Annotated in this window: 13 protein-coding genes and 1 tRNA gene; 8 read left to right on the top strand and 6 right to left on the bottom strand. The window is 73.2% G+C overall.

The window, feature by feature from the left end:
* Positions 1–119 precede the first annotated feature (119 nt).
* Positions 120–722: an oligoribonuclease gene (gene orn, locus AC02VZ_RS14705; protein ID WP_432056994.1), complete on the top strand. Its 603-nt coding sequence runs from the start codon at positions 120–122 to the stop codon at positions 720–722.
* A gap of 114 nt (positions 723–836) precedes the next feature.
* A tRNA-His gene (locus AC02VZ_RS14700) sits at positions 837–909 on the top strand.
* A 216-nt stretch (positions 910–1125) separates the two neighbouring features.
* On the opposite strand, the gene AC02VZ_RS14695 is transcribed toward AC02VZ_RS14700, so the two are convergent.
* Positions 1126–2178 (bottom strand): LacI family DNA-binding transcriptional regulator, encoded by a 1053-nt coding sequence (locus tag AC02VZ_RS14695; protein ID WP_432056993.1) that lies wholly within the window; start codon positions 2176–2178, stop codon positions 1126–1128.
* Positions 2179–2533: 355 nt separating this feature from the next.
* Between AC02VZ_RS14695 and AC02VZ_RS14690 the strand changes: the two genes are divergently transcribed.
* The 4 genes from AC02VZ_RS14690 (at position 2534) to AC02VZ_RS14675 (ending at position 7697) form a co-directional block, all read left to right on the top strand.
* A complete protein-coding gene (locus AC02VZ_RS14690; protein WP_476475538.1) occupies positions 2534–3889 on the top strand; it encodes an ABC transporter substrate-binding protein in 1356 nt (451 codons plus the stop codon).
* Positions 3890–3894: 5 nt separating this feature from the next.
* Complete coding sequence (locus AC02VZ_RS14685) at positions 3895–4914, top strand: carbohydrate ABC transporter permease (RefSeq protein ID WP_432057022.1); 1020 nt, start codon at positions 3895–3897, stop codon at positions 4912–4914.
* A gap of 12 nt (positions 4915–4926) precedes the next feature.
* Positions 4927–5835, top strand: a complete 909-nt coding sequence (locus AC02VZ_RS14680; protein WP_432056991.1) for a carbohydrate ABC transporter permease — start codon at positions 4927–4929, stop codon at positions 5833–5835.
* A gap of 425 nt (positions 5836–6260) precedes the next feature.
* Positions 6261–7697: a GH1 family beta-glucosidase gene (locus tag AC02VZ_RS14675; RefSeq protein WP_476475537.1), complete on the top strand. Its 1437-nt coding sequence runs from the start codon at positions 6261–6263 to the stop codon at positions 7695–7697.
* Positions 7698–7929: 232 nt separating this feature from the next.
* Here AC02VZ_RS14675 and AC02VZ_RS14670 read toward each other — a convergent pair whose 3' ends face one another.
* Positions 7930–9444 (bottom strand): sensor histidine kinase, encoded by a 1515-nt coding sequence (locus tag AC02VZ_RS14670; protein WP_476475536.1) that lies wholly within the window; start codon positions 9442–9444, stop codon positions 7930–7932.
* Complete coding sequence (locus tag AC02VZ_RS14665; RefSeq protein WP_476475535.1) at positions 9441–10175, bottom strand: response regulator transcription factor; 735 nt, start codon at positions 10173–10175, stop codon at positions 9441–9443. The genes AC02VZ_RS14670 and AC02VZ_RS14665 overlap by 4 nt, the downstream gene beginning before the upstream one ends.
* Positions 10176–10285: 110 nt before the next feature.
* Here AC02VZ_RS14665 and AC02VZ_RS14660 point away from each other — a divergent pair, with 110 nt between their 5' ends.
* Positions 10286–10867: a hypothetical protein gene (locus tag AC02VZ_RS14660; RefSeq protein WP_476475534.1), complete on the top strand. Its 582-nt coding sequence runs from the start codon at positions 10286–10288 to the stop codon at positions 10865–10867.
* 126 nt (positions 10868–10993) lie between these two features.
* Here AC02VZ_RS14660 and AC02VZ_RS14655 read toward each other — a convergent pair whose 3' ends face one another.
* The gene (locus AC02VZ_RS14655) at positions 10994–11869 is read right to left on the bottom strand and encodes a spermidine synthase (protein WP_476475533.1); all 876 of its coding nucleotides are present in this window, start codon (positions 11867–11869) and stop codon (positions 10994–10996) included.
* A gap of 122 nt (positions 11870–11991) precedes the next feature.
* Positions 11992–12435 (bottom strand): hypothetical protein, encoded by a 444-nt coding sequence (locus tag AC02VZ_RS14650; protein WP_432056985.1) that lies wholly within the window; start codon positions 12433–12435, stop codon positions 11992–11994.
* A gap of 288 nt (positions 12436–12723) precedes the next feature.
* On the opposite strand from AC02VZ_RS14650, the gene AC02VZ_RS14645 reads away from it, so the two are divergent.
* Entirely contained in the window at positions 12724–14187 is a 1464-nt protein-coding gene (locus tag AC02VZ_RS14645) for an NsdA family TPR-like regulatory protein (RefSeq protein WP_432056984.1), read from the top strand.
* Positions 14188–14478: 291 nt separating this feature from the next.
* On the opposite strand, the gene AC02VZ_RS14640 is transcribed toward AC02VZ_RS14645, so the two are convergent.
* Positions 14479–15078, bottom strand: a complete 600-nt coding sequence (locus AC02VZ_RS14640) for a histidine phosphatase family protein (RefSeq protein WP_432056983.1) — start codon at positions 15076–15078, stop codon at positions 14479–14481.
* Between the last annotated feature and the right edge of the window lie 131 nt (positions 15079–15209).

The following is a 15209-nucleotide window of genomic DNA, read 5'->3' as shown; positions in this document are numbered from 1 at the left end:
GCGGGCGCCACCGCCGCCGTGCGGGTGCGGCCGTCGCGCTGCGGACGCGGCCGGTCTCCCCGCGACGGAGGCGGAACCGGCCGGTCCCCCGGGCCCGCGCTGCCCGTAGGGTTGGGGACATGAACGATCGCATGGTGTGGATCGACTGCGAGATGACCGGCCTCTCGCTGTCGGACGACGCGCTCATCGAGGTGGCCGCCCTCGTGACCGACTCCGAGCTGAACATCCTCGGCGAGGGCGTCGACATCGTCATCCGCCCGCCGGAACGGGCCCTGGAGACGATGCCGGAGGTGGTGCGCACCATGCACACCGCGTCGGGGCTGCTCGACGAACTGTCCGGCGGCACGACCCTGCGGGACGCCGAGGAGCAGGTCCTCGCCTACGTCCGCGAGCACGTCAAGGAGCCGGGCAAGGCACCGCTGTGCGGCAACTCCGTGGGCACCGACCGGGGGTTCCTGCTGCGCGACATGCCGACGCTGGAGGACTACCTGCACTACCGGATCGTCGACGTGTCCAGCATCAAGGAGCTGGCCCGGCGCTGGTACCCGCGGGCGTACTTCAACAGCCCCGAGAAGAACGGCAACCACCGCGCCCTCGCCGACATCCGCGAGTCCATCGCGGAACTGCGCTACTACCGCGAGGCCGTGTTCGTCCCCCAGCCCGGCCCGGACTCGGAGACCGCGCGGAAGATCGCGGCGAAGCACGTCCTGCCTGCTCAGTAGCGTGTGAGGGGGTTACCCGGCCCGGGGACAAACCCTGGCGCGAGCACCCCCGAAGACCCTGTAGACTCTTTCTCGGCCGGTCGGGAAGGACACCTCTTCCGACCGACAGCCGTGGTGGGTGTAGCTCAGCTGGTAGAGCACCTGGTTGTGGTCCAGGATGTCGCGGGTTCAAGTCCCGTCACTCACCCTGAACGATCGAGGGCCGACCTGCAGGACAGGTCGGCCCTTGATCGTGTGCGGTTCCGGTGGGAACGGCTCGGGAACACGGGCCCCGGCCGGGACCACGGACCGGGCGGCGTCGCTGACGTCGCGTCACCGGCTGAACGCCTCTCACGGGCCGTCCGCGGAGCGGCGCACGGGCGGACCCCGGCGGCCGGGCCGGAGCCGCCCTCGCGGAGCCGTCTCAGGTGGAGGACCGCGGCACCAGTTCGGTGGCGAGCACCACGTGGCGCCGCTCACCGCGGGCCACGGCCGGACGCCGGTCGGCTATCTCGGCCAGCAGCAGATCGATCATGGCGCGGCCCATCTCCTCGATGGGCTGGCGCACACTGGTGAGCGGCGGGTGCAGATGACGGGCGATGGCGGAGTCGTCGTAGCCGACCAGGGCCACGTCGTCCGGGATGCGGCGGCCGGCCTCGCGCAGGGTCTGACGGGCGCCCGCCGCGGTCACGTCGGAGGCCGCGAACACCGCGTCCAGGTCGGGACGGCGTTCCAGCAGCGCCGCCATGGCGCGCCGCCCGCCGTCCTCGGAGAAGTCGCCCGGCTCCACCAACAGCTCGTCCACCGGGTGGCCCGCCTCGCGCAGCGCGTCCCGGTAGCCGTCGATGCGGCGCTGGGCACCGTAGACGTCGAGGCGGCCGGTGATGTGGGCTATGGTCCGCCGGCCCCGGCCGATCAGGTGCTCCACGGCCTGCCGGGCGCCACCGTAGTTGTCGGAGTCCACCGAGGTCAGCGTCTCGGCGGCGGACCGCGGTCCGCTGATCACGGCCGGGATCTCCAGCTGGGCCAGCATGTCGGGCAGCGGATCGTCGGCGTGCACCGACACCAGCAGCACCCCGTCGACCCGGTGGGCGGCCAGGTACTGGGCGAGCCGCTGCCGCTCCCGGTCGCTGCCCGCGAAGATCAGCAGCAGCTGCAGCTCGGTGTCCGCGAGGGCGGCGCCGACCCCGCGCAGCATGTCGGAGAAGTACGGCTCGGCGAAGAACCGCGTCTCCGGCTCCGGCACCACCAGCGCGATGGCGTCGGTGCGGTTGGCGGCCAGGGCGCGGGCCGCGGTGTTCGGCACGTACCCCAGTTCGGCGACGGCGGCCTCGACGGCGGCACGGGTGGCGTCACTGACCCGGGGCGAGCCGTTGATCACCCGGGAGACCGTGCCCCGGCCGACACCGGCGCGCGCCGCCACCTCTTCGAGGGTGGGCCGGCCGCCGCTCCGGCCCCGCGCTCCGTGGCTTGCCATCGGGCCCCGCCTTCCGTCGTGTGTCTCCCCGGCCTGGAATCTAACAGCCCCGTAGGCGGGCGAAGCCGCTGCGTGACGGTCGTCGCGACGTCCCCCGGGGACCCGCGGCGCCCTCAACGGGGTCCCCGGCCGCTCCAGTTAACAGCCCGATAACTGAACGCTTCTCGCCGCGTCCGCTCCCTTGACACCCCCGTCCCGAGCCGGGACTCTTCAACACATCACTTGTGGGAGCGCTCCCACAGTACCTGACACATACACAACCCGCACGTTCCCCGCCCGAGCCGCAGCACGCAACAACGGGACCAACAACGCAGTTGGCCGGGGGGTCGGCACGTCAGGGCAACAGGAGGACGCAATGCGAGCACGTACCCTCCCCCACACTCGGCTGCGCTCGAGCGGGGGCAGGCCCGGGGTCCGCCGGGCCGTGACCGTCGCGGCCGTGGTGTCGCTCGGCGCCGGGCTGCTGGCCGGCTGCGCCGACGACGGCGGAGACGACGACTCCGGCTCCTCGTCGGGCAAGGGCAAGACCACGATCACCCTGGGCCTGTTCGGCACCATGGGCTTCAAGGAAGCCGGCCTGTACGCCGAGTACGAGAAGCAGAACCCCGGCATCAAGATCGCGGAGAACGTGATCGAGCGGAACGAGAACTACTACCCCGCGCTGCTCAACCACCTCACCACCAACAGCGGTCTGCAGGACGTCCAGGCCGTCGAGGTCGGCAACATCGCGGAGATCGTCGCCACCCAGGCGGACAAGCTGGAGGACCTCTCCAAGGCGCCGGGCGTGAAGAAGGCCGACTGGCTCGAGTGGAAGTGGGAGCAGGCCACCACCAAGGACGGCGCGACCATCGGTCTCGGCACCGACATCGGCCCGATGGCGATCTGCTACCGCAAGGACCTCTTCGAGAAGGCGGGCCTGCCCACCGACCGCGAGGAGGTCGGCAAGCTGTGGGCGGGCGACTGGGCGAAGCTGGTCGAGGTCGGCGAGGACTACAAGAAGAAGGCGCCCAAGGGCACCACCTTCATGGACTCCCCCGGCGGCCTGCTCAACGCCATCCTCAGCAGTGAGGAGGAGCGCTTCTACGACAAGTCCGGCGAGATCATCTACAAGACCAACCCGGCGGTGAAGAACGCCTTCGACCTGACCGCGAAGGCCGCCGAGGAGGGACTGGTCGGCGCCCAGACGCAGTTCCAGCCCGCCTGGGACCAGACGATCGCCAACAACAAGTTCGCCGCGATCTCCTGCCCGCCGTGGATGCTCGGCTACATCAAGGGCAAGTCGCAGCCCGACGCGGCCGGCAAGTGGGACGTCGCCGTGGCGCCCAAGTCCGGCAACTGGGGCGGCTCGTTCCTGACCGTGCCCAAGAGCGGCAAGAACGTCGACGAGGCCAAGAAGCTCGTCGCCTGGCTGACCGCGCCGGAGCAGCAGGCCAAGCTGTTCGAGGTGCAGGGCAGCTTCCCGAGCGCGCAGAGCGCCTACGACAGCCCGGCGGTCACCGGCGCCAAGAACGACATGACGGGTGACGCCCCCATCGGTGAGATCTTCGCCGAGGCCGCGAAGCAGATCCCGGTGCAGGTCATCGGCCCGAAGGACCAGATCATCGGCCAGGGCCTGGGTGACAACGGCGTGATCCTCGTGACCAAGGGCAAGTCCGCCGAGGAGGCCTGGGAGACGGCCACCAAGACCATCGACAACAACCTGGACAAGTGACCGGCATGGCCACCCGCTCCGACACCGCCGCGTCCCCCGTCAAGGGGGGCGCGGCCCCGGGCCGTCCGCGCAAGCGCAAGCCCTCCGCGCCGGTCGACAAGGAACAGCGGCGCCGCAACCGGCTCTCCCGGCGCTGGCAGCGCGACCAGCGCTGGAGCCCGTACGCGTTCGTCGCCCCGTTCTTCCTGCTGTTCGCCGCCTTCGGCCTGTTCCCGCTGATCTACACCGGCTGGGCCTCGCTGCACCAGGTGGAGCTGACCGCCCCCACCGACATGAACTGGGTGGGCCTGCGCAACTACACGCGGATCTTCGACGACGACTTCTTCTGGAACGCGGCGCAGAACACGCTGACCATCGGCATCATCTCCACCGTCCCGCAGCTGATGATGGCCATGGGCATCGCCCACATCCTCAACTACAAGCTGCGCGCCTCGACCTTCTACCGGGTCGCGATGCTCGCCCCGTACGCCACCTCGATCGCCGCCGCCTCCCTGGTGTTCGTGCTGCTCTTCGGGCGCGACTACGGCATGATCAACTGGGGCCTGGACCTCGTCGGGATCAACCCGGTGGACTGGCAGGGCGACAAGTGGCCCTCGCAGTTCGCCGTCTCCACGATCATCATCTGGCGCTGGACCGGCTACAACGCGCTGATCTACCTGGCGGCGATGCAGGCCATCCCGCAGGACCTGTACGAGTCGGCGGCGCTGGACGGCGCCAACCGGTGGCAGCAGTTCTTCCACGTGACGCTGCCCTCGCTGCGCCCGACGATCCTGTTCACGGTGGTCGTCTCCACGATCGGCGCCAGCCAGGTCTTCGGCGAGCCGCTGCTGTTCGACGCCAACAAGGGCGCGTCCGGCGGCGCGGAGCACCAGTTCCAGACGCTCGGCCTGTACCTCTACGAGCAGGGCTGGGTGAACCAGCACCTGGGCCGGGCCTCGGCGATCGCCTGGACGATGTTCGCGATCCTGATCGTCATCGGCATCATCAACTACGTCATCTCGCGCCGGCTGCGCGCCAGCAGTTAAGGAGGTGTGGCCGTGACGACGACTGTGACGCCCCCCGAGACCTCACCCGTGACGAAGGAGCAGAAGCGCTCGCGCCTGCCGAAGTCCGCCCGCGCGGGCGGCACGCTGCACGGCGGTCCGATCGCCTACGCGATCCTGGTCGTGTTCACCCTGGTGTCGCTGTTCCCCCTGGTGTGGACGGCGATCGCCGCCTCGCGGGACAACCAGCGGCTGGCGCAGACCCCGCCGCCGTTCTGGTTCGGCTCCAACCTGTTCAAGAACCTGGAGATCGCCTGGACCGAGGCCAACCTGGGCGAGGCGTTCCTCAACACCACGATCGTGGCGGGCATCTCGGCGGTGACCATCGTGGTGCTGTCGACGATCGCCGGGTTCGCCTTCGCCAAGCTGCGGTTCCGGGGCCGGGGCGCCATGATGCTGATCGTCATCGGCACGATGATGGTGCCGCCGCAGCTCAGCATCATCCCGCTGTACATGATGGTCGCCAAGCTGGACTGGACCGACCAGCTGCAGGCCGTCATCTTCCCGTCGCTGGTCAGCGCGTTCGGTGTGTTCTTCATGCGGCAGTACCTGATCCAGGCGCTGCCGGACGAGATCATCGAGGCGGCCCGGGTGGACGGCGCGAGCAGCTGGCGCGTGGTGTGGCACGTGGTGTTCCCGGCGGCACGGCCCGCGATGGCGGTGCTCGGCATGCTGATGTTCGTGCAGACGTGGAACGACTTCCTGTGGCCGTTCCTGGTGCTGACCCAGCACGGCAACCCGACCGTGCAGGTCGCCGTCGCGGCCCTCGGACGCGGCTACACCCCGGACCAGTCCCTGATCATGGCGGGTGCGCTGCTGGGCACCCTGCCGCTGCTGATCGTCTTCGCCATCTTCGGCAAGCAGATCGTGGGCGGCATCATGCAGGGCGCCGTGAAGGGCTGACGGGCCGGGCCGGGCTCGGCTCGGCTCGCGGGACGGCTCGGGGTTCCGGGCGGTGACTCGGCCCGGGGGTTCGGCTCGCGGTTCCGGACGGTGGTTCAGCCCAAGGTTCGGCTTCCGGTTCCGGACGGTGGTTCAGCCCAGGGTTCGGCTTCCGGTTCCGGCTGGCGGTGGGACTCACGTTCCGGCCGACGGGCTCGGGGCCGGGCGGCCCACCTCCGCGTCAGCCCTGGGCCTCCGCCCCGGTCCTCGCCTCGGCCTCGGCCTCCGCCCCGGTCCTCGCCTCGGCTTCGGCCTCGACCTCCACAAGTCCCCCTCCCCCTCCCTCCCTTCTACTTCCTCCTCTCCCTTCTACTTCCTCGCCCGTCTTCCGTCCTTCTCGTCCGCTGACTCGTCGGTCCTCCACGACCACCAATGGGAGCGCTTCCATGCCTGACTCCGCAACGCCGGTGACCCCGGCTGCCTTTCCTTCCGTCTTCCTCTGGGGCGCCGCGACCTCCGCGTACCAGATCGAGGGTGCGGTGCGCGAGGACGGACGAACCCCGTCCATCTGGGACACCTTCAGTCACACCCCGGGCCGGGTCGCCGGCGGTGACACCGGTGACGTCGCCGTCGACCACTACCACCGCTACCGCGAGGACGTCGCGCTGATGGCGGAGCTGGGGCTGACCGCCTACCGCTTCTCCGTCTCCTGGCCCCGGGTGCAGCCGACCGGGCGCGGTCCGGCCGTGCAGCGCGGGCTCGACTTCTACCGCCGGCTGGTCGACGAGCTGCTGGAGCACGACATCGCGCCGGCCGTCACCCTCTACCACTGGGACCTCCCCCAGGAGCTGGAGGACGCGGGCGGCTGGCCCGAGCGCGACACGGCCTACCGGTTCGCCGAGTACGCGCAGATCGTGGGCGAGGCGCTCGGTGACCGCGTCGAGCAGTGGATCACGCTCAACGAGCCGTGGTGCAGCGCCTTCCTAGGCTATGCCTCCGGTGTGCACGCGCCCGGCCGCACCGACGCCGCGGCCTCGCTGCGGGCCGCCCACCACCTCAACCTGGCGCACGGCCTGGGCACCAAGGCACTGCGCGCGGTGATGCCGGCCCGCAACTCGGTCGCGATCAGCCTCAACAGCGCCGCCGTCCGGCCGCTGACCCAGCAGCCCGCGGACCTGGCGGCGGCGCGCAGGATCGACGACCTGGCCAGCGGGATCTTCCACGGCCCGATCCTGCACGGCGCGTACCCGGAGACGCTGCTCGAGGAGACGTCCTCGCTCACCGACTGGTCCAGCATCGAGGACGGCGACCTCGACACGATCCACCAGCCGCTGGACGCGCTCTGCCTCAACTACTACACGCCCACCCTGGTGTCGGCGGCCGACCCGTCCTCGCCCGCCCCGCGCGCCGACGGACACGGCGCGAGCGAGCACTCGCCCTGGCCGGGCGTCGAGGACGTGACCTTCCACCAGCCGCCGGGCGAGCGCACGGACATGGGCTGGACCGTCGACCCGACCGGCCTGCACGAGCTGATCATGCGCTACACCCGGGAGGCTCCCGGCCTGCCGCTCTACATCAGCGAGAACGGTGCCGCCTACCCCGACAAGCCCGGGGCCGACGGCACGGTCCACGACCCGGAGCGGGTGGCCTACCTGCACGGCCACCTCTCGGCGGTCCACCGCGCCCTCGCCGACGGCGCGGACGTGCGGGGCTACTACCTGTGGTCGCTGCTCGACAACTTCGAGTGGGCGTACGGCTACGAGAAGCGCTTCGGGGCGGTGTACGTCGACTACGCGACGCTGCAGCGCACCCCGAAGTCCAGTGCCCTCTGGTACGGCCGGGCGGCCCGGACGGGTGTCCTCCCGGACCCGGAGCAGCTCTGACCACCCGGAAACGGGGGCACGCGGTCGCGGTGTGCTAGGGGAGCGCCGCGCCCCGTGTGCGTGCCCGCGGTCCGCCTTCCTGCCGGGCGGACCGCGGGCACGGGCTTCCTGCCGGGCGGACCGCGGGCACGGGTGTGCCGGGGCACGCGGAAAGGTGAGGAGAGACGGGCCCGTTGCCGCCGCCGGCGGCGGACCGGGCCACCCCTCCCCCGTCACTCCCTTCCCGGGCGCCTCACCGTCCCTTCGCGGCCGGTGCGGGTGAGCGGTTGAGGGAGGGCAGCAGGCGGCCGGGGCCCCGGCGGCGGACGCCTCCGCGGTGGCCTCGCCGCCGTGGGGCCGCGTCCCGGCCGTCGAGCTGGATCCAGACGCGCACCTCGGTGCCGCCGAGCACCGACGAGCCGATCCGCACGTCACCGCCGGTGGACTCCGCGAGGCGGCGCACGATGTCCAGGCCGAGCCCGGTGGAGCCGTCGGTGCCCGAGCCCCGGCCGCGGGCCATCGCCGCCTCGGGGTCGGGTATGCCGGGGCCCGCGTCGGAGACCAGCACGATCACGGCGTCCTCCCCGTTGTGCAGGTCGACGGCGAAGGCGGTGCCCTCCGCGGTGTGCCGGAAGACGTTGCCGAGCAGGGCGTCGAGGGCGGCGGCCAGGTCGGAGCGGGCGACGGGGATGCGCACCGGCCGGTCGGCCCCGGCGACGCGCCACTTGCGGCCCTCGTCCTCGGCGAGCGCGGACCAGAATCCCATCCGTTCCCGGACCACCTCGGCGGCGTCGCAGCCGGCGCCCGGTCCGGCCGCCGCGGTCTGCGGCTTGGCCTCCCGGGCGGTGCGGATGATGGTGTCCACCTCGCGTTCCAGCTGCTCGACCGCGGCGCGGGTCTGGTCGGCGGCCGGACCGTCGCCGAGGCTGGCGGCGTTGAGCCGCAGCACGGTCAGCGGGGTGCGCAGCCGGTGGGACAGGTCGGCTGCCAGTTCCCGCTCGTTGGCGAGGAGTTGGACGACCTGGTCGGCCATGGAGTTGAACGCGACGGCGGCCAGCCGCAGTTCGGTCGGCCCCTCCTCGGGGACACGTGCGCCCAGCTTGCCCTCCCCGAGTTCGTGCGCCCCTTCGACCAGCCGCTGCGCGGGCCGCACCATCCGGACGCCGAGCCGGTCGGCCACGGCCACCGAGCCGAGGATCAGGGCGACGCCGACGGCCGCGAGCACGGCCCAGGCGGTGGCCACGCCGTTGGTGACCTCCGACTCCGGGACATAGACCTCGACCACGGCGATCTCGCCGGAGCTGAGGGCGACCGGCTGGAGCAGCGCGACTCCCCCGTCCACCGTGGTCGTGGAGGCCCGGCCCATGTCCCGTACCGCGGCGATGTCCGCCCCGGCGGCGCGCTGCCGCCCGATGTGGAGCGCAGCCGCCTCCCCGTCGCCCTCCCCGTTGTCGCCGTCCCGGGCCTCGGCGTCGCCCTCGTCCTCGACCCGGCCTCCGCCGCCTCCCCCGCCTTCGCCGTCTCCTCCGCCGAGGGGGACGTGCACGGCCATCGCGGCGTCCGTGCCGGCGGAGGCGACGACGCGTTCGAGCTGTTCGCGGTCGGTGGTGATGGACAGGGCGGGAGCGACCGCGGCGGCCTCCCGCTCCGCCCGGGAGAAGGCCCGGTCGGCGGCGAGTTCCCGGATGACGAGGCCGAGGGGCACGGCGAAGGCGATGACGACCATCGCGGTCACCGCCAGCGACACCTTCACCAGGGCCCATCTCATCGGGGCGGCTCCGCTCCGTGGACGCCGCCCAACGCCCCTTCGGCGGCGGGCGGTTCGAGCTTCACGCCGACGCCCCGCAGGGTGTGCAGGTAGCGCGGCCGGGCCGCCGTCTCCCCCAGCTTGCGGCGCAGCCACGACAGGTGGACGTCGATGGTCTGGTCGTCGCCGTAGGACTGCTGCCACACCTCGGCGAGCAGTTCCTTGCGGGGCACGACGACCCCGGGCCGCCCCGCGAGGAAGGCGAGCAGGTCGAACTCGCGCCGGGTCAGGTCGAGGCGCACGCCGTCCAGTTCGGCCTGGCGGCGCAGCGGGTCGACGGTCAGGCCGCCGACCCGGATGACCGTGGAGGACGGCGCCTCACCGGCGGTGGACCGGGCTCTGCGCAGCACGGCGGCCATCCGGGCGGAGAGGTGTTCCACGGAGAAGGGCTTGGTGAGGTAGTCGTCCGCGCCGGCGTTCAACAGCCGCACGATCTCCGACTCGTCGTCCCGGGCGGTGGCGACGATGACCGGCACGTCCGTGATCCCGCGCAGCATCTTCAGTGCCTCGGAGCCGTCCAGATCGGGCAGTCCGAGGTCCAGGATGACCACGTCGAACCGGAAGTGGGCGACCTCGCGCAGCGCTTCCAGCGCCGTGCCCACACTGCGCACGAGGTGCGCGGCATCGGTCAGGTGCCGGATGAGCGCCGAGCGTACGAACTGGTCGTCCTCGACCACGAGAACACTTGCCATGGGCGGCACCGTACGCCATGCGAGCAGGCCCGGTACGGGCCTGTGGACAACTCCGGAACCGCCCCGCGGGCGGGACACCCGTGGGGCGCGTGGGGCAGTATGGGCCGACGATGCGCAGAGGACTCGTACACGTACTGGCTTGGCTGCTCGCCACGGGCGCGGCGGTCACGTTGTCGTGGTGGGGTGTCCACACGGTGATGGCGGGCACGGTCTACGACCCGCCGCGCGCCCTGCCCGTCGCGCCCGCGGGCTCCGCGGAGCAGGAGTCCGACCCGGTGTCGTCCTCCACCCGGCGACCGTCCGGCCCGCCGGCTCCGCGAACACCCGAGGCGGACGAAGCCGAGGGGGCCGACGGGGCCGACGGGACGAAGCCGTCGGCGACGCCGCGGGAGACCTCACGCCCCTCTTCGCCGCACCCCGACCGCACGACGCCGCCACCCCCGGCCGGCGACCCGGCGCCGGCCACCTCCGGCCAGGTCAGGGGCTACGACACCGACGGCGGCCGGGCGGTCTTCGATCTGGGCCCCGCCTCGGCGTCCCTGGTGTCGGCGACGCCCGGGCCCGGCTGGTCGATGCAGGTGTGGAAGACGGAGTCGTGGATCCGGGTGGAGTTCAGCTCGGGCGCGGACCGGGTGTCGGTGTTCTGCACCTGGCACGACGGCCCGCCGCGCGTGGAGATCGGCACGTACTGACCGCCCTCCGACCGCCGTCCGACCGCCCTCCGCCCGTCGTTCGACCGCCCTCCGACCGCCGTTCGGTCCCGTGCCCGCCCCCCATACGCCCCGTACCGCGCATGGCCCGCACGGCTCGTGGGCCGGTCAGCGGAACACGGACGGCGGCGGGGCGGGCGACGCGACGGCCGCGCGGTCGGTCACCACGGGAGCCCCGCCGGTGAAGTCCCTGAGTTCCCTGCCGTGCTGGACCCGGGCGGGGTGCGGGTCGGACGCGGCACGGCGGGTGAGTTCGGCGATCGGCAGCGGCGCGTCCGAGGCGACCAGGACGGCGTTGCCGAAGCGCCTGCCCCGCAGCACGGCCGGGTCGGCGATCAGCGCGACTTCGGCGAACCGGGAGGCGGCCGTGGCGATCTGGCCGCGCAGGTGGGCCAGCGGTGGTCCGTCGGCGAGGTTGACGGCGTAGGTCCCGCCGGGGGCGAGGGCGCGGCGGACCTCGTCGAGGAACTCGGCCGAGGTGAGGTGGGCGGGCGTGCGGGTCCCGCTGAACACGTCGGTGACGACGAGCCCGGCCCAGCCGTCGGGCACCTTGGCGAGCCCCTCCCGGGCGTCCGCCGAGCGCACCCGGATGCGGGCCCCGGGGGCGAGGGGCAGGTCCCGGCGCACCAGGCGGACGAGGGCGGCGTCCCGTTCGACGACCTGCTGGGTGGAGCGCGGCCGGGTGGCGGCGACGTAGCGGGCGAGGGTGAAGGCGCCGCCGCCGAGGTGCACGGCGTGCAGCGGCTTGCCGGGCGGCGCGGCGAGGTCGACGACGTGTCCGAAGCGGCGCTGGTACTCGAAGGAGAGGTGCTCCGGGTCGTCCAGGTCGACGTGCGACTGCGGGGCCCCGTCGATCAGCAGCGTCCAGGCCCTCGGCCGCTCACGGTCGGGGACGAGCCGGGCGAGCCCGCCGTCGACGCGCTCGCTGACCGCCTCACTCGCGGCCCGGGTCTGCCGCCGCTCCTGGTTCCTGGACCTCGCCATTCCGGCATTGTCCCAAGCGCCCGTCGCGGACGCCCGCCCGGTCCGCCGCCCGGCACCGGTCACCCCGCCCCGCCGTCCAGCACCGGTCCCCCGCCCAGCCCCCGGTCAGTCCGCCCCGCCGCCTAACGGCAGCTGTCCGCCGCCTCGATCAGGCGCTGGGCCTCGCCCAGGGCGGCCCGCAGCAGCGCCGGGTCCGTCGCGGGGTCCGTCGCCGGGTCGTCACCGGGCGGCAGCAGCCAGTCGGAGCCCTCCACCGGGGGGTCCGGCGCGAGCCGCAGTCCGCGGCCGTCCGTCCGCGTGCAGGTGCTGCCGGGGACGTCCCATCCCGCCGCCGTGCCCGGGGGCACCAGGAAGCCCAGCGTGCCGCCGCCGTCGTCGTGCAGCACCGGTCCCACCGCGTCCCGGGCGCCGCGGCGCAGGATGTCCACCGCCTCCAGGCCCTGCCGGGCCGGTACCGTCACCACGTCGCACGACGGGTCCGGCGCACTCACCGCGCCGCCCGCGCCGGGCGCCGTACCGAGCGGGTCCGGTCCTCTTCGAGGATCGCTGCTCCGGCTGGTCGCCATCCCACGCCTCCACCACACGAAATCCCTGTCGGACGAGCGGGTCGGGAGTCGGCGGTCTCCCGTTCCACGGGGTTCAACGCGCCACGCCGTCAACGGCAACGGCGGAAGTCGGCCGCAAAGGATGGCAGTTCATGGCGGATCGCGGATGAGATATCCGGTTTGTAGCCAAACCCTGCGTACCGGCTCCGTCACAGCAGGTACGTTCTTGCCCGCCGGAAACAGGACGGAACACCCACTCTTCCGCCCGGTGTCCGGCATGGTTCGACGGTTCGCAGAGAGGACCCGGCCATGGCGTCGTCATCGGTGCCCTCGTCCAACTCCGACCGGCCGGCACGGCCGAACCTCGTCTTCCGGCAACTGCGCGGAGCGCGCTCGCCGGGCGAGTTCGCCGCGGCGGTACGGCGTGCCGCCCACGAGATCGGCGAGCGCGTCAGCTGCGACGCGCGGTACGTGCACCGGGTCGAGACGGGCGAGATCCGCTGTCCCAACTACGCCTATGAACGGGTGTTCCTGCACATGTTCCCCGGCCGCACGCTGACCGATCTGGGCTTCGCGCCCCGATCGTCGGTGCGCGGTCGCGGGGCCCGGCAGGGGGAGTGCGGGGACCCGTCCCCGACGGCGCTCCTCGCGGGCCCGGCGGACGCCACGAGTGACACCGGTGAGACCGGCGGGGCCCCGGATCCGTATACGGAGCCGCGGGACCCGTACGACACGCACGACAACTACGAGGAGAGCGACGTGCTGCGTCGCGCATTCATGACCGGCGGCGGCGCCACGGTGGCCGCCGCCTCGCTGGGCCCTCTCGGCTTCGCCCGGGACGCCTCGGCGGCACAGCGCTCCGTGCGCCGCGCCGGGGCCAGTGACGCGGGTGCCCTGGAGGAGGCCGTCCGCAGGATCCGCCTGCTCGACGACCGGCACGGGGCGGACGGCCTCTACCGGCGGGCCGCGGCACCGCTGCGCGCCGCCTACGCCCTGCTCGACGCCGGTACGTCCCGGCAGCGGACGGCCGAGCGGCTGTACTCGGGCGCCGGCGAACTCGCCATCTCGGTCGGCTGGCTGGCGCACGACTCCGGCCGCTTCGACGACGCGCGCTCGCACTACGCGGAGGCGCTGGCGACCGCCCGGGTCACCGGCGACGCGGGGCTGGAGGCCCACGCGTTCTGCAACACGGCGTTCCTCGCCCGGGACGCGGGCCGGCCCCGGGAGGCGGTCCGCGCGGCGCAGGCGGCGCAACGGGCCGCCCGCCCGCTCGGCTCGCCGCGGCTGATGTCGCTGCTCGCGCTGCGCGAGGCGGGCGGCTGGGCCGGACTGGCCGACCGCGCGGGCTGCGAGCAGGCGCTGGCCCGCGCCCAGGCGTACTTCGAGCGCGGTCCCTCGGAGGCCGACCCGGAGTGGATGACCTTCTACGGCGAGGCGGAACTGGAGGGCCTGGAGGCGCAGTGCTGGTCGATGCTGGGCGACTGGCCGCGCGCCGCCCGGCACGCCCGCCGGGCGGCGGAGCTGCAGGATCCGCACTTCACCCGCAACATCGCGCTCTACACGGCGGAACTCGCGGACGACCTGGCCCGCGGCGGACGCCCCGACGAGGCGGCCACGGCCGGGATGCGCGTGCTGGACCTGCTGAACGAGGTGCAGTCGTCGCGGGTGCAGAGCATGCTGGCCGGCACGGCGCGCGTGCTGCTCCCGCACCGCCGCGCCTCGGGCGTCTCGGCCTTCCTGGACCGCCACGCCTCCCTGCCGCGCGGGGTGTGACAGGGGCCGGCCCACACGTCGCACCCACCCTGACGGACTTTCCCACGGGTGCCTCCGCCACGGACGCCGACACCGTCGCGGAACACCGGGACCCGGTCCACCCGGTCCTGCCAGGGATGCGGGCACCGGTTCCCTCCGCGCCCCGGCCCGTGTGGTCGGGGCGCGGGGACGCCGGCCCGGCAGGGGGTACCGGGCGGCTCCGCGAGGGTTTCCGGCCGGTACCGGGCGGCCCCGCGACGGTTTCCGGCGGTTCCCGAGCGGGGCCCCGCCCCGGCCCGGCCCGGCCCGGCCTCAGGCCACCAGATGCCCCTGGTCGTTCCAGCTCTCCACGGCCGGTTCGCCGTAGGCCCAGCCCAGGACGGACAGGGACGTCGGGTTGAGCCGGATGCGGGCCGCGAACTCCAGGGGCAGCCCGAGCCAGCGCGCGCCGATCGAGCGCAGGATGTGGCCGTGGGCGAAGACCATGACGTCGCGGTCCGCGGACCGGGCCCAGGCCACCACCTCGTCCGCGCGGGCGGTCACCTCCGCCAGGCTCTCCCCGCCCTCGGGGACACCGTCGCGCCAGATGAGCCAGCCGGGGCGCCGCGCCTGTATCTCGCTCGGCGTGAGCCCCTCGTAGGGGCCGTAGTCCCACTCCATGAGCGTGTCCCAGGTCTCGGCGCGCTCCGCGAACCCGGCCAGTTCGCACGTCTCCCGCGCGCGGCACAGCGGGCTGGTGCGCACCTCCACGCCGGGCAGCCCGTCGTACGGGGCGCGGCGCAGGCGTTCGCCGAGCAGCTCGGCGCCCCGCCGTCCCTCGTCCAGGAGCGGCACGTCGGTCCGCCCGGTGTGCTTTCCGGACAGCGACCAGGCGGTCTGTCCGTGCCGGGCCAGCAGAATGCGGGGTGCCATGGGGGAGACCTTCCGGTGAAACGCAGGTGGATCCCGCCCATCATCGCGCACCCCGGCCGAGGGCAACCCCGGGCCCGATCTCCGCGTCTATCAGGGCCGAGGGCGCCTCACGGGGGGCGTGGGCCCACGCC

It is taken from the genome of Streptomyces sp. 3-6 (assembly GCF_056323165.1).
This window is presented reverse-complemented; position numbering and strand designations above follow the sequence as displayed.

Bases quoted from the DNA above. Each gene is read 5' to 3' on its own strand.
- AC02VZ_RS14655 (WP_476475533.1), bottom strand. From the start codon at position 11,869: ATGGCGAGGTCCAGGAACCAGGAGCGGCGGCAGACCCGGGCCGCGAGT.
- AC02VZ_RS14645 (WP_432056984.1), top strand. From the start codon at position 12,724: ATGGCGTCGTCATCGGTGCCCTCGTCCAACTCCGACCGGCCGGCACGG.
- AC02VZ_RS14685 (WP_432057022.1), top strand. From the start codon at position 3,895: ATGGCCACCCGCTCCGACACCGCCGCGTCCCCCGTCAAGGGGGGCGCG.
- AC02VZ_RS14660 (WP_476475534.1), top strand. From the start codon at position 10,286: ATGCGCAGAGGACTCGTACACGTACTGGCTTGGCTGCTCGCCACGGGC.
- orn (WP_432056994.1), top strand. From the start codon at position 120: ATGAACGATCGCATGGTGTGGATCGACTGCGAGATGACCGGCCTCTCG.
- AC02VZ_RS14650 (WP_432056985.1), bottom strand. From the start codon at position 12,435: ATGGCGACCAGCCGGAGCAGCGATCCTCGAAGAGGACCGGACCCGCTC.
- AC02VZ_RS14670 (WP_476475536.1), bottom strand. From the start codon at position 9,444: ATGAGATGGGCCCTGGTGAAGGTGTCGCTGGCGGTGACCGCGATGGTC.
- AC02VZ_RS14640 (WP_432056983.1), bottom strand. From the start codon at position 15,078: ATGGCACCCCGCATTCTGCTGGCCCGGCACGGACAGACCGCCTGGTCG.
- AC02VZ_RS14665 (WP_476475535.1), bottom strand. From the start codon at position 10,175: ATGGCAAGTGTTCTCGTGGTCGAGGACGACCAGTTCGTACGCTCGGCG.
- AC02VZ_RS14690 (WP_476475538.1), top strand. From the start codon at position 2,534: ATGCGAGCACGTACCCTCCCCCACACTCGGCTGCGCTCGAGCGGGGGC.
- AC02VZ_RS14675 (WP_476475537.1), top strand. From the start codon at position 6,261: ATGCCTGACTCCGCAACGCCGGTGACCCCGGCTGCCTTTCCTTCCGTC.
- AC02VZ_RS14695 (WP_432056993.1), bottom strand. From the start codon at position 2,178: ATGGCAAGCCACGGAGCGCGGGGCCGGAGCGGCGGCCGGCCCACCCTC.